Raw genomic sequence first — 13,011 nt, 5'->3', positions numbered from 1 at the left:
GCGCGGGGTCTCCACAGCCGCTCCGGCTACAGGCCGGTGACGTTGAGCAGGAGGTTGACGGTGCCGGAGGGCACGCCGCTCAGCTTGTCGGCGCTGGCGTTGGCGACGAGCCAGTCCTGGATGGTCGCCTGGTCGTCGTCGCCGACGCTGCTCTTGTAGAGCGCCGCGGCGCCGGCCACGTGCGGGCTGGCCATCGAGGTGCCGTCGTAGGAGTCGGTCCCGCCGCCGGGGACGGTCGACTCGACGTCCACGCCCGGGGCGTAGATGTCCACGTCCTCGCCGAAGTTGGTGAAGTAGGCCGAGGTGTCGGTCGCGTCGGACGCCGCCACCGTGGCCACGCCGTCGGCGCCGCCCGGGGAGACGTTGCCGGCGTCCTGGCCCTCGTTGCCCGCCGCCACGGCGACGAACACGCCGGCCGCGGCGAGGTTGTTGACGGCCTCGTCCAGGGTCGGGGAGACCGGGCCGCCCAGGGACAGGTTCGCGACCGAGTTCGGACCGGCGTTCTCGGCGACCCAGTCGACGCCCGCGACGACGTCGTCGTAGGAGCCCGAGCCGTTGTCGTCGAGGACCTTGACGCCGAACAGGTCGGCGCCGGGGGCGACGCCGTAGGTGTCGGAGCCGATGGTGCCGGCGACGTGGGTGCCGTGGCCGTTGCCGTCGCCGCCGTCGCCGCCGTACGCGTCGAACGCGGACGAGGCGCGGCCGCCGAAGTCCGGGTGCGAGGCGTCGATGCCGGTGTCGATGATGTAGGCGGAGACGCCGGAGCCGTCACCGGTGGTGCTGTACGAGCCGTCCAGGGGGAGGTCCTCCTGGTCGATGCGGTCCTGGCCCCAGGTGACGGTGGTGTGCGCGACGCCGACCTCCTCGACGTAGGCGACACCGTCCTGCGCCCGCAGTTCCCGGACCTCGGAGGCGCTCAGGCTGGCCGAGTACCCGTTGAGGACCTCCTCGTAGGTGTGGTTCACCTGGTCGGAGGAGATGCCGAGGGACGACGCGCTGACGGAGGAGGCGCTGAGCGAGTCCTCCAGGACGACGAAGTAGTCGCCGCCGGCGGCGGCGTCGCTGGTGTAGAGGGGCGCGAGCTCGTCGGCGCTCGCGGAGGCGGCGCCGGAGAGAGCGAGGGGGAGGGAGAGGGCACCGGCAGCGGCGACGCTGATCGCCACACGCCGAGTGGTGTGCTTCTGCACTCTTATTCTCCTTGTTGGGGGTTTGGGAGTGGGAGGTACACAGTGAGGCATAACCGAGTGTGTTCACTCGATTGCACCCTTCCTGCGATTCGCTACCTTAGTAACCTTCTCTCCTTTATGCCAGGGTTAGAGCGAAGTTTTTTTACGTCCAACGAACACGCCACCCCCGCCGCACGGGGCGATCGGCACCGCACCGACCTGCCCACATGCCTCAGCGCATCCGCGTGGACACAGCCCTGTAGTGGGAAAACGCCATTCACTCCACCGCTCGCGACACCCGGTACCACCGACACTGAAACAGGGTTTTACGATCGGAAACCATTTCGTAAGAATCCGAATGTCTCCGCCTTCGTCTCGGAAAACTCCGGCGCCCCGCACACGGGTCGGCCCCGGGTGGGGGCGCCTCCGCGCTCCCCCTCGACCGGTCCGGACCGGTCCTGACCACACCTGACGGAGGGGGTTCCCGGGAACACGGCAGGGGGCCGCCCGAAGGCGGCCCCCTGCTGCGGAGTCCCCGGTCCGCCCCTCCTCCGTCCCCCGCCGCCGGGGGACCGAGGAGGGGCGGACCCTAGTCGGTCTTGACGACCATCCCCGCTCCGACGGTGGTGTTCGTGGCCTCGTCGATGAGGATGAACCCGCCCGTCTGCCGGTTCCGGGAGTACTCGTCGACGAACAGCGGCTGGGTGGAGCGCAGGCGCACCCTGCCGATCTCGTTCAGGGCCAGGTGGTCCGCCTGCTCGTCGCGGTGCAGCGTGTTGACGTCCAGCCGGTAGCGCAGGTCCTTGACGACGACCTTCGCCGTCCGGGTGGTGTGCTTGACGAGGAGCCTGGAGCCCTGGGTGAGCTTGCGCGCGTCCGTCATCCAGCAGACCATCGCCTCCAGGTCCTGCGTGACCGCCGGGGCGTTGTTGGGGCGGCAGATCATGTCGCCCCGGGAGATGTCGATCTCGTCCTCCAGCAGGAGGGTGACCGACATCGGCGAGTAGGCCTCCGCGACGTCCCCGTCCGCGGTGGCGATCCTGGCGATGCGCGTGTTCAGGCCGGAGGGCAGGTGGGTGACCTCGTCGCCCGGCTTCAGGACGCCGCCCGCGAGCTGGCCGGCGTAGCCCCGGTAGTCGTGCAGCTCGGGGTCGTCGGACTTGTGCGGGCGGATCACGTACTGCACCGGGAAGCGCGCGTCGATGAGGTTGCGGTCGGAGGCGATGTGCACGTTCTCCAGGTGGTGCAGCAGGGAGGGCCCGGTGTACCAGGGCATGTTCTCCGAGCGGGTCACCACGTTGTCGCCGTGCAGCGCGGAGATCGGCACGAAGGTGAGGTCGCGGGCGTCGAGCTTGGTGGCGAAGTCGCTGAACTCCGCCTTGATCTCCTCGAACCGCTCCTCGGAGTGGTCCACCAGGTCCATCTTGTTGACCGCCAGCACCAGGTGCGGGACCTGGAGCAGGGTGGTGAGGAACGCGTGGCGGCGGCTCTGCTCCTGGAGCCCCTTGCGGGCGTCCACCAGGATGATCGCCAGGTCGGCGGTGGAGGCGCCGGTGACCATGTTGCGCGTGTACTGGATGTGCCCGGGGGTGTCCGCGATGATGAAGGTGCGCCGGGGCGTGGCGAAGTAGCGGTACGCCACGTCGATCGTGATGCCCTGCTCGCGCTCGGCCCGCAGGCCGTCGGTGAGCAGCGCCAGGTTGGTGTGCTCCTCGCCGCGCGCGGCGCTGGTGCGCTCCACGGCGTCGAGCTGGTCCTCGAAGATCGACTTGGAGTCGAAGAGCAGGCGGCCGATCAGGGTGCTCTTACCGTCGTCGACGGAGCCCGCCGTCGCGAACCGCAGGATGTCGTTGTTCATGCTTGCCTGGTCCAATGTGGGAAGTGTGGGCGGCTCAACAACCGGATGGCGGAGGCGGTGGCCCCGCGCCGGAACGTCCGTCGGCTGGCGGGCGGTCGGCGGGCGGCCGGTTCCGCGGCGCCGGTGTCCGTAGGGATGGTGGAGCCCGGTGGGGCCGGGGCTGTGCCGGAGGCGTCCGGCGGGACGGGCGGGCTAGAAGTAGCCCTCCTTCTTGCGGTCCTCCATCGCGGCCTCGCTGGCGCGGTCGTCGGCCCGGGTCTGCCCCCGCTCGGTGATCCGGGTCGCGGCGATCTCCGCGATGATGTCGTCGATCTCCACCGCCGTGGACCGGACCGCCCCCGTGCACGTCAGGTCGCCGACCGTGCGGTAGCGGACGGTCTCCTGGAACGGGACCTCGGTCTCGTCGCGCCGGATGATCGGCGAGTCGGCGAGCAGGATGCCGTCCCGCTCGAAGACGCGGCGCTCGTGCGCGAAGTAGATGGAGGGCAGCTCCAGCCGCTCACGCCGGATGTAGGCCCACACGTCCAGCTCCGTCCAGTTGGAGATCGGGAAGACCCGGATGTGCTCGCCGCGGTCGATGCGGGTGTTGAACACGCTCCACAGCTCGGGGCGCTGGTTCTTGGGGTCCCACTGGCCGAACTCGTCGCGGAAGGAGAAGACCCGCTCCTTGGCCCGGGCCTTCTCCTCGTCGCGCCGGGCGCCGCCGAAGGCCGCGTCGAAGCCGTTGTCCTCGATGGCCTCCAGCAGCGCGGAGGTCTGGAGCCTGTTGCGGCTCGCCCAGCGCCCGGTGGGCTCGGAGACCTTGCCCGCGTCGATCTGCTCCTGCACCGAGGCCACCACCAGGCGCACCCCGGCCTCGGCGACCCTGCGGTCGCGGAACTCGATGACCTCGTCGAAGTTGTGGCCGGTGTCGACGTGCATGACGGGGAACGGGACGGCTCCGGGCCAGAACGCCTTCTCCGCGAGGCGGAGCATCACGATGGAGTCCTTGCCCCCGGAGAAGAGCAGCACCGGCCGCTCGAACTCCGCGGCCACCTCGCGCATGATGAAGATCGCCTCGGCCTCGAGGACGTCCAGCTGGGAGAGCTGGTAGCGCCCGGGCGCCTGCTGACTCGCCTGACCCATGAATCCGCCTTAGAGATACCGCACGGCCGACGGCGCGGGGGTCCTTCGGTCAGCCCCCCGCGTGCGGACCCGCGCTGTCCAGGTCCGCGCCGTCGCGGATGCTTGCCAACAACATACCCGACAATTCCGATCGGCATACGAGGACATCGGGGAGTAGCGGGTCGGCTACGTTGTAGCGCAGTTCGGAGCCGTCGATCCGGGAGGTGTGCAGGCCGGAGGCCCGCGCGACCGCCACCGGGGCCGCGCTGTCCCACTCGTACTGGCCGCCCGCGTGCACGTAGATGTCGGCGATGCCGAGGAGCACCGCGCAGATCTTCGCGCCCGCCGACCCCATCGGGACCACCTCGGCGCCGAGCTGGGTCGCCATCCGCTGCACGAAGCCGGGCGGCCGGGTCCGGCTGGCCGTGATGCGCAGCCGCTGGCCCGCCGGGCGCTCCTCGGGCAGCCAGGGCGGGTCGACCGTGGACAGGGTGCTGCCCTGCGCGGGGAGCGCCACGGCCCCCGCGACCAGGTCGCCGTCCTCCCACAGGGCGACGTGCACCGCCCAGTCGGTGCGGCCCGCCTCCGCGAACTCCCGGGTGCCGTCGAGCGGATCGATGATCCACACGCGCCTGGCCCGGAGCCGGGAGTGGTCGTCGGCGCCCTCCTCGGAGAGCACCGCGTCGCTGGGCCTCAGCCGGCCCAGCGCCGAGAACAGGAACTCGTGGGAGGTCCGGTCCCCCAGCGTGCGCAGCACGTCGGGTTCGTCGAAACCGTGCCGGGCGCGCAGGCGCAGCAGCAGCTGCCCCGCCTCGCCGGCCAGGTCGCGGGCCACCTCATGATCGTTTCGGATGCTCTTCACCGGCTAGTATGCTCCCGCCCCACGGATCACCGCTGACCACGTCTTCCACAGGATCTGGATGTCCAGCGTCAGCGACCAGTTTTCCACGTACCGCAGATCGAGGCGGACCGATTCCTCCCACGAGAGGTCGGACCTGCCGCTGACCTGCCACAGACCCGTCAGCCCCGGTTTGACCACCAGCCTCCGGCGGACGTCGTGCCCGTACTGGGCGACCTCCTCCGGCAGCGGCGGCCTGGGGCCGACGAGCGACATCTCCCCCCGGACCACGTTGACGAGCTGGGGAAGCTCGTCGAGCGAGTACCGGCGCAGCCATGCCCCCACGGACGTCACCCTGGGGTCGCGACGCATCTTGAACAGCACACCGTCGTGCTCGTTGCGGGGCTGGAGCATCGCCTTCAACGCCTCGGCCCCGACCACCATGGTACGGAACTTGTACACGGTGAACTCGGCGCCACCCCGGCCCACGCGGGTCTGCGTGAACAGCGCGGGGCCGCGGCCCTCCCCCCGGATGAGGACGAACAGCGCCAGGAACAGCGGGGACAGCAGGAACAGGGCGAGCGCGGCGGCGGAGCGGTCGAAGACCGACTTGAGCACGCGGCGGACGCCCGCCAGCTCGGGGTGCTCCACGTGCAGGAGCGGCAGCCCCGCGACCGGCCGGATGGAGGTCCGCGGCCCCGCGACCTCCATCAGCGCCGAAGCGACGATGATGTCGGTGCCGTTCTTCTCCAGCCGCCAGGCCAGGCGGCGCAGTTCGGCCCCGTCCATCTCGGGGCAGGCGAGGACCGCCACGGTGTCGGCCCCGACGAGGGCCGCCGCGTCGGCCGCGTCCTCGAAGGCGCCCAGGACCGGGCAGTCCTCCACCGCGTCCGTCCCCAGGCCGGCGACGGTGTCGTCCGGCGGCAGGCACACGCCGACGACGCGCATGCCGTGGTAGATCTCGTCGCGGAAACGGCGGATCAGGTCCCCCGCTGCGGCCCGGTGCCCGACGACCACGACGCCGCTCATGCACAGTCCGGAGCGCCGCCTCCGGTGCAGGGCCTTGCGGCGCGCGTACCGCAGGGCGAGGCTGACCAGGGGGACGAGCGGGAGCGCGACGAGTGCGTAGCCGCGCGCCAGGTCGAACGTGACCGCGTACGCGCCGATCGCGACGGACGCGGCGAGCGCGAGCCCGGCCGTGGCGACGCGCCGGTACTCCTCGGTGCCCACGCCGAGGAAGCGCCGGGCGTAGCCGCCGCCCAGGTAGACGAACAGGACCCACGCGAAGGGCAGGAGGAGGGACAGCAGGAGGTGGGTGGAGGCGGCGGACGCCCCCGGTGAGCCGTGGAAGCGGAGGACCGTTCCGCCCAGGGTCGCCGCGAAGGCCGCGGCGAGGTCCAGCGCGACGAGGCTCACCACGTACGGCCGCGTCCAGGATGCGGAGCGCGTCCGCGGCCCGGCGCCTCCCCCGGTGAGCAGCGGACCGATCCCGGCGTCCCGTCCGCCGACGCCGTCTCCGGCGCCGACGACGGTGCGCGCCGGCTGTTCACGGACGGCCTTCACCCCGCTGGTGACCATGCTTCCCCCAAGACCACGGCTGTGGAGCCCTACTTCGAGTCATCACCCCGGGCGCCACTGGTAACGACGCAGAGGGCATGAGCGGGGCGTCTGGTCGGGCGCGCACAGGAACGACGACCCGAACAGTAACCAAAAGTAGTGGAAAAGTCGCGCTGGGTTGCTCATTGTCGGGCAAGAAGACCTGGTCAAGCCAAGAATGTGTCTGTTCCGAGACCCGGAACACCCCGGCGGACACGCCGGGGACGGACAGAAGTGGACCCGGGTAGGGGACGACCGAAACCGTGCGCGGGACGTGACGGCCCGCCCGGGGAACTCGGCCCCGGGGCCGGCTCCGTCAGGCGTAGGACGGGACCATCACCCCCGCCAGGCGCAGGTGGGGCGCGGCCGACTCCTCCTCCCCCTGGCGCTGGAGGGTCCGTCCCAGCAGCAGTCGGGCGTAGGCGTCGTCCGGGGCCTCCTCGACCAGGGCCTCCAGTCCTCGCCTGGCGCGGTTGAGCTGCGCGGAGCGGTAGTGGGCGCGTGCGGCGAGCAGGCGCACGCCCCGGTCGGCGGCATACCCGTCGAGCAGCGGCCGCAGGAGCGTGAGCGCCCCGAGCGGGTCGCCCGAGTCCAGCAGGGCCTCCGCCAGGCGGAAGCGCTCGACCTCCTCAGGGAGGACCCGGGGCGCGTGCCCGGCGGCGGCGACCAGGAACTCACGGATCGCGTCGGGGTGCTGCGCACCCTCCAGCGCGCGGCCGTTGGCGACGAGCGTCGGGGAGGTGCGGACCCCGGCCGCCCGGCCGCGCAGGACCAGCTCACGGACCTCCTCCCCTCCCTCCCCGGCCCGGAGGAGGCGGCCGCCGTCCGGAAGGCCGGCCCCCCGGGCGATCCGGTCGAGGACCGGGGCCGAGCCGATGTCCTCGCCCTCCACGAAGTGGGCGCGCAGGACGCCCTCCACGACGGCGTCCTGGAGCCCGGACCCTCCGGCCCGGCCGGCGAGCAGGACGAGCCTGTGGGCGTCATGGCTGCTGACCCTCCAGGCCGCACCCCAGCGGGGCCCCAGGCCCTCGGACTCCGCGATCTCCGCGACGCGGTCCCGGTTCTCCCCCGGTGTGAGGGCGGGCGCGCACGCCCGGAGGGCGTCGTCCACGGAGGGGTCCTCCAGCAGCGCGCCCAGCGGCTCGCCGACCGCGGGGGCGGAGGGGTCGATCCGGTAAGGACGCCAGACCACCTCCACGGACTCCGCGTCGGGCAGGCCGGCGAGGGCCCGCTCCAGGCGCCGCTTGCCGATGTACATCCAGGGGCAGACCACGTCCGCCCAGACCTCGATTCTCATATTCCGGACCATAACCAACACTTGTCGTTTAAGCAACAGGTGTCTTTTAGTCGTCGCGTGTCCTAGCCTGGAACGGTGAACCCCGAAGACCCGCGCGCCCGCCGCACCCGTGACCGGCTGCGCGCCGCCCTCCTCTCCCTGGCCGCCGAGCGGGAGCTCGCCGATGTGACGATGTCCGCCGTGGCTCGGCGCGCCGAGGTGAACCGGGCGACGGTGTACCAGCACTACGCCGACCTGGACGCCCTCGTCGCCGACGCCATGGACGACGCCGTCGCTCACGTGGCGCGGTGCGCGGCGCTGTGTCCGCTGGACGCCCCGCGGGACCGGCCGCCGCAGCCTCTGGTGGACCTGTTCGCCCACGTGGCCGAGAACGCCGTGCTGTACCGGCGGATGCTGTCCGACCAGGGGAGTCCCCGTTTCGCGAACCGCCTGCGGGAGCGCCTGGCCGGGGAGCTGGCCGCGCGCTTCGCGGCCGGGGAGGGGCCCGCGGGGTTCGACGACGTGCCCGTGCGCACGCACGCCGCGTACCTCGCGGGGGCGCTGGTCGGGGTGATCGCCGACGGCGTCCGCGCCGGAACCGGCGGGCCGGGGCCGGCCGGGGGACGGCCGGGCTCGGAGGAGGGGGACGGCGGTCCGGTCGGCGGGGCGCACGCCCTCGCCCTGGCCACCTGGCGGCTGCTGCGCCGCTGAGGGCCGGGGCCGGGGTCCGGGGCAGAGAGGAGAGGCCGCCCGGGTGGAGGTGTCCGGCGGCAGGAGGCGGCCCGGGGAGGAGCGGGCGGCCCGGCCAGGGCGCCCGCCACGGCGGGCGACGCGGACGGGCCCGGCGGGCGGCCCTCCGGCGGGAGGCGCGGCCGGGGCCGTCCGTGACCGCTCCCCGGCCGTCCCTCAGGCCGCGGTGTGGAAGATGTTCTGCGCCCGGCCCAGGCCGTCGCGGAGGACCGTGCGCACGGCGTCCGCGGCCCGCTCGACGTCCAGGTCCAGCTCGGCGCGCTCGGCCGCGGAGAAGTCCTTGAGCACGTACGCGGCCGGGTCCATGCGTCCCGGCGGGCGGCCCACCCCGAAGCGCACGCGGATGTACTCCGGGCTGGACAGGGACGCCGTCATCGACTTGAGCCCGTTGTGCCCGCCGGGCCCCCCGCCCTTCTTGAGCTTCAGCGCGCCGAAGTCGATGTCCATCTCGTCGTGCACCACGATGATCCGCTCGACCGGCACCTTGTAGAACCTCGCCAGGCCGGCCACCGGGCCGCCCGACAGGTTCATGAAGGTCCGGGGCTTGGCCAGGACCACCGGCACGCCCTCCAGGCGCGTCTCCACCACCTCGGCGTGCGCCTTGTGCGCCTTCCAGCGCTCGCCGCCGGCGAGCGCCCCGACCACCAGGAAGCCGGCGTTGTGCCGGTTGCCCGCGTATTTGGGGCCGGGGTTGCCCAGCCCCACGACGAGCCAGCGCTCGGCCTCGCCCATGTCCCCGCTCCCCCCTTCGGCGCTCCTGCCGCCGCTCCCGCCCGCAGTGTCGCCACCGCCGGCTTCCTTCCTGCCCGACAACGCCCTCAACCAGGTCCACATGGGGCACGACCCTACCGATACGGCGAACGCGCGGCCCCCGTGGGAACCGCGCGTTCGTCCAGATCCGTGGACAGCACCACCGCCCTACTCGGCGGCGGCCTCCTCGGTGGTCTCGGCTCCGGTCGTCGGCTCCTCCTCCACGCGGGGCGCGGAGACGGTGAGCACGAGGGTCTCGGGGTCGGTGACCAGGGTGGCGCCCGTGGGCAGCTTCAGGTCGCCGGCGGTCGGGTTGGCCCCGACCTCCAGGCCTTCGATGTCGAAGTCGACACCGGTGGGGATGTTGGTGGCCTCAGCCTCGACGGTCACGGTGACGAGCTCCTGATTGAGCACACCCGGGGCCTTGACCTCACCGGTCAGGTTCACCGAGATCTCAACCTCGACCTTCTCGCCCTTGGACACGACCAGGAGGTCGATGTGCTCAAGGAAGCCCTTGATGGCGTCGCGCTGCACACTCTTGGGCAGGGCGAGGTTGTCCTTGTCCAGGCCTTCGAGGCGGATCAGGACGTTCGGGGTCTTCAGGGCGAGCATGAGCTCGTGGCCCGGCAGGTTCAGGTGGCGGGGCTCGGTGCCGTGGCCGTAGAGGACGGCCGGCACCTTACCCGCGCGGCGGGCGCGACGGGAGGCGCCCTTGCCGAATTCCGTGCGGGGCTCGGCAGCGATACGTACCTCGGACACGACAAAACTCCTCGGGTTCAACCCCGCAGCACGGGGAACACGACTCCAGTAGTACGAACGATTCCCGCCCTCGGCGGAGAATGCGGCGGGGTCTCCCCTCAGGCAGGGGACGCGACCGCCCTGGTTCCAGGCGTGCCCGGCGAGCCGTCACCGGACCCGTCCGGCCCGGGAACGCTCGTCGCGCACCCCTGCCCGTGCTCCTGAGCGAAGCCGAACACGACTCCACCTGGGCACGGGGACACTCGGTCAAGTCTACTGGCTTCACCGACGACTCAGAACACGCCCCGTCGGCGGGCGCCTCCCGGACCGGGAGGCCGTCAACGGGGCGCGCGGGACTTGGCGGGAACTTGGCGCGGGCCTACTCGAACAGGCTCGTGACCGAGCCGTCCGTGAAGACCTCGCTGATCGCGCGGGCCACCAGCGGGGCGATCGAGAGCTGGGTCAGCTTCTCGAAGGCACGCTCCTCGGGGACGGGGAGCGTGTTGGTGATGATCACCTCGGAGATCCGCGAGTTCTGGAGGCGCTCGGCCGCCGGGCCGGACAGCACGCCGTGCGTGGCGGCCACGATGACCTTCCTGGCCCCCTGCTCGAACAGGGCCTCGGAGGCCTTCACGATGGTGCCGCCGGTGTCGATCATGTCGTCCACCAGGACGCAGACGCGGTCCTTGACCGTGCCGACGACCTCGTGGACCTTCACCTGGTTGGCGACGTCCGGGTCGCGCCGCTTGTGGATGATCGCCAGGGGGGCGCCGAGGCGGTCCGCCCAGCGGTCGGCGGTCCGGACGCGGCCCGCGTCGGGGGAGACCACGGTGATGTCGGAGCGCTCGACCTGGCTGGCGACGTGGTCGGCCAGGATCGGCAGCGCGAAGAGGTGGTCGACCGGACCGTCGAAGAAGCCCTGGATCTGGTCCGTGTGCAGGTCGACGGCCATCATCCGGTCCGCGCCCGCGGTCCGGAACAGGTCGGTGACCAGGCGCGCCGAGATGGGCTCGCGGCCGCGGTGCTTCTTGTCCTGGCGGGCGTAGCCCAGGATCGGCGTGACCACGGTGATCCGCTTGGCGGACGCGCGCTTGAGCGCGTCCACCATGATCAGCTGCTCCATGATCGACTCGTTGACCGGGTCGGCGTGGCTCTGGATGACGAACGCGTCGCAGCCGCGGACCGACTCCAGGTACCGCATGAAGATCTCACCGTTGGCGAAGGTGTCGAACCGGGTGGGGACCACCTCGATCCCCAGCTCCTTGGCTACCTCCTCGGCCAGCCCCGGGTGTGTGCGTCCCGAGAACAGCATCAGGTTCTTCTGGCCGGTGGCCTTCATGCCGGTCACGTGTTTCTCCCCCACAGTCACTGCTTGTCGTCGGCTCTGTGCCGATCGGCCTTGTCCGCCGCCTCGGCGGAGGGCGTGCCCGGGCGCTTGCGCCGGGTCCAGCCCTCGACGTTGCGCTGGCGGTGCCCCTCGGAGATCGCCAGCGCGCCGGGCGGAACGTCATCCCTGATCACGGTGCCCGCACCGGAGTAGGCGCCGTCGCCCACGTGCACGGGCGCGACGAAGGTGTTGTCGCTGCCGAGCCGCACGTGGTCGCCGATGACGCTCCGGTGCTTGTCCACCCCGTCGTAGTTGACGAACACGGAGGAGCAGCCGATGTTGCTGCCCACGCCGATGTCCGCGTCCCCGACGTAGGTCAGGTGCGGGATCTTGGATCCGGCGCCCACGTTCGAGTTCTTGATCTCGACGAAGGCGCCGGCCTTGGCCCGCCCGGCCAGGCGGGTGCCCGGTCGGAGGAAGGTGTAGGGGCCCACCGTGGCCCCCGGGCCGATCTCGGCCCGGTCGGCGGTCGTCTCGCGCACCTGGGCGCCCTCGCCGACGACCGTGTCCCTCAGGTCGGCGCGGGGGCCGACGACGGCGTCCTCGCCGACGACGGTGGCGCCGAGCAGGCGGGTGCCGGGCTCGAGCACGGCGTCGCGTCCGATCCGGACCTGCGCGTCCACCCACGTGGAGGCGGGGTCCACCACCGTGACGCCCGCGAGCATGTGCTCGGCGAGGAGGCGGTCGTTGAGGACGCGGCGGGCCTCGGAGAGCTGGACGCGGTTGTTGACGCCCTGCACCTCGTGCCAGTCCTCGGCGATCCAGGCGCCGACCCGGTTCCCGTCCCCGCGCAGGAGCGCGACCGCGTCGGTGATGTACTCCTCGCCCTTGGCGTTGTCCGTGGACAGGCGCTTGACGACGGCGGACAGGAGCGCTCCGTCGAACGCGTACATGCCCGAGTTGATCTCGTCGATCGCGTGCTGCTCCGGGGAGGCGTCGGCGTGTTCGACGATGCCGGTGAAGTCGCCGTCGCCGTCGCGCACGATGCGCCCGTAGCCGTGGGGGTCGGGGACGCGGGCGGACAGCACCGTGACGGCGTTGCCCTCCTTCTCGTGGGCGGCCACCAGCTCCGAGAGCGTGGAACCGCGCAGGAGCGGGGTGTCCCCGCACGTCAGGACGACGGTGCCGGCGAGCTCGGTGCCCTTGGCGGCGAGGTCCTCGACCGCCATGCGCACCGCGTGGCCGGTGCCGTTCTGCTCCTCCTGGACCGCGGTGGCGGCCTCGGGGGCGACCTCCGACAGGTGGGACCGGACCTGGTCCCGGGCGTGGCCGACGACCACGACCGAGTGGTGGGGGTCCAGTTCGCCCGCGGCCGCGAGAACGTGGCCGAGCATGCTGCGGCCGTTGAGCTCGTGGAGGACCTTGGGAAGCTTCGACTTCATTCGGGTGCCCTCGCCCGCCGCGAGGACGATGACGGCAGCCGGACGGTTCACGCTCACTGAAGGAGACCCCTCGTGATAGCTGGCATTGAACTGTCGGCTCACCCTTCGGCGGCTCGACCCGCGTGCCGCGCGGGCGGCCGTCGGATGACCAGCGGCCGACATGGGA

The 13,011-nt window shown here is 71.9% G+C and carries 11 protein-coding genes; 1 reads left to right on the top strand and 10 read right to left on the bottom strand.

Going from position 1 to position 13,011, the window contains the following annotated elements:
• Window positions 1-26 precede the first annotated feature (26 nt).
• The 6 genes from OUQ99_RS04295 to OUQ99_RS04270 all read right to left on the bottom strand — a co-directional run bounded on the left by OUQ99_RS04295 (window position 27) and on the right by OUQ99_RS04270 (window position 7,859).
• Entirely contained in the window at window positions 27-1,187 is a 1,161-nt protein-coding gene (locus OUQ99_RS04295) for a S8 family peptidase (protein WP_267948124.1), read from the bottom strand.
• Window positions 1,188-1,755: 568 nt separating this feature from the next.
• A complete protein-coding gene (gene cysN / locus OUQ99_RS04290) occupies window positions 1,756-3,024 on the bottom strand; it encodes a sulfate adenylyltransferase subunit CysN (RefSeq protein ID WP_267950246.1) in 1,269 nt (422 codons plus the stop codon).
• Window positions 3,025-3,216: 192 nt separating this feature from the next.
• On the bottom strand, window positions 3,217-4,149 hold the full coding sequence (gene cysD / locus OUQ99_RS04285; protein ID WP_267948123.1) for a sulfate adenylyltransferase subunit CysD: 933 nt from the start codon (window positions 4,147-4,149) through the stop codon (window positions 3,217-3,219).
• 49 nt (window positions 4,150-4,198) lie between these two features.
• A complete protein-coding gene (locus tag OUQ99_RS04280) occupies window positions 4,199-4,990 on the bottom strand; it encodes a 3'(2'),5'-bisphosphate nucleotidase CysQ (protein ID WP_267948122.1) in 792 nt (263 codons plus the stop codon).
• 3 nt (window positions 4,991-4,993) lie between these two features.
• Window positions 4,994-6,544: a sugar transferase gene (locus OUQ99_RS04275; protein WP_267948121.1), complete on the bottom strand. Its 1,551-nt coding sequence runs from the start codon at window positions 6,542-6,544 to the stop codon at window positions 4,994-4,996.
• Window positions 6,545-6,878: 334 nt separating this feature from the next.
• Window positions 6,879-7,859 (bottom strand): DsbA family oxidoreductase, encoded by a 981-nt coding sequence (locus OUQ99_RS04270; RefSeq protein ID WP_267948120.1) that lies wholly within the window; start codon window positions 7,857-7,859, stop codon window positions 6,879-6,881.
• A 75-nt stretch (window positions 7,860-7,934) separates the two neighbouring features.
• Between OUQ99_RS04270 and OUQ99_RS04265 the strand changes: the two genes are divergently transcribed.
• On the top strand, window positions 7,935-8,549 hold the full coding sequence (locus tag OUQ99_RS04265) for a TetR/AcrR family transcriptional regulator (RefSeq protein WP_267948119.1): 615 nt from the start codon (window positions 7,935-7,937) through the stop codon (window positions 8,547-8,549).
• A 195-nt stretch (window positions 8,550-8,744) separates the two neighbouring features.
• On the opposite strand, the gene pth is transcribed toward OUQ99_RS04265, so the two are convergent.
• The 4 genes from pth to glmU form a co-directional block, all read right to left on the bottom strand.
• Window positions 8,745-9,320, bottom strand: coding sequence for an aminoacyl-tRNA hydrolase (gene pth / locus OUQ99_RS04260; RefSeq protein WP_267948118.1), 576 nt, complete (start codon window positions 9,318-9,320; stop codon window positions 8,745-8,747).
• Between the two features lie 186 nt (window positions 9,321-9,506).
• The gene (locus OUQ99_RS04255) at window positions 9,507-10,097 is read right to left on the bottom strand and encodes a 50S ribosomal protein L25/general stress protein Ctc (RefSeq protein ID WP_267948117.1); all 591 of its coding nucleotides are present in this window, start codon (window positions 10,095-10,097) and stop codon (window positions 9,507-9,509) included.
• Between the two features lie 358 nt (window positions 10,098-10,455).
• The gene (locus OUQ99_RS04250; RefSeq protein WP_276567185.1) at window positions 10,456-11,424 is read right to left on the bottom strand and encodes a ribose-phosphate diphosphokinase; all 969 of its coding nucleotides are present in this window, start codon (window positions 11,422-11,424) and stop codon (window positions 10,456-10,458) included.
• A gap of 17 nt (window positions 11,425-11,441) precedes the next feature.
• Complete coding sequence (gene glmU / locus OUQ99_RS04245) at window positions 11,442-12,902, bottom strand: bifunctional UDP-N-acetylglucosamine diphosphorylase/glucosamine-1-phosphate N-acetyltransferase GlmU (protein ID WP_267948116.1); 1,461 nt, start codon at window positions 12,900-12,902, stop codon at window positions 11,442-11,444.
• Between the last annotated feature and the right edge of the window lie 109 nt (window positions 12,903-13,011).

Origin of the sequence: Streptomonospora nanhaiensis (assembly GCF_026642255.1) — a bacterium.
Classification (GTDB): domain Bacteria; phylum Actinomycetota; class Actinomycetes; order Streptosporangiales; family Streptosporangiaceae; genus Nocardiopsis; species Nocardiopsis tropica.
Note: the sequence above shows the minus strand (reverse complement) of the source record. Positions and strands in the feature narration are given on the sequence as shown.

Excerpts from the sequence above, each read along its gene's own strand:
- OUQ99_RS04270 (WP_267948120.1), bottom strand. The coding sequence starts at position 7,859 with ATGAGAATCGAGGTCTGGGCGGACGTGGTCTGCCCCTGGATGTACATC.
- pth (WP_267948118.1), bottom strand. The coding sequence starts at position 9,320 with ATGGGCGAGGCCGAGCGCTGGCTCGTCGTGGGGCTGGGCAACCCCGGC.
- cysN (WP_267950246.1), bottom strand. The coding sequence starts at position 3,024 with ATGAACAACGACATCCTGCGGTTCGCGACGGCGGGCTCCGTCGACGAC.
- cysD (WP_267948123.1), bottom strand. The coding sequence starts at position 4,149 with ATGGGTCAGGCGAGTCAGCAGGCGCCCGGGCGCTACCAGCTCTCCCAG.
- OUQ99_RS04275 (WP_267948121.1), bottom strand. The coding sequence starts at position 6,544 with ATGGTCACCAGCGGGGTGAAGGCCGTCCGTGAACAGCCGGCGCGCACC.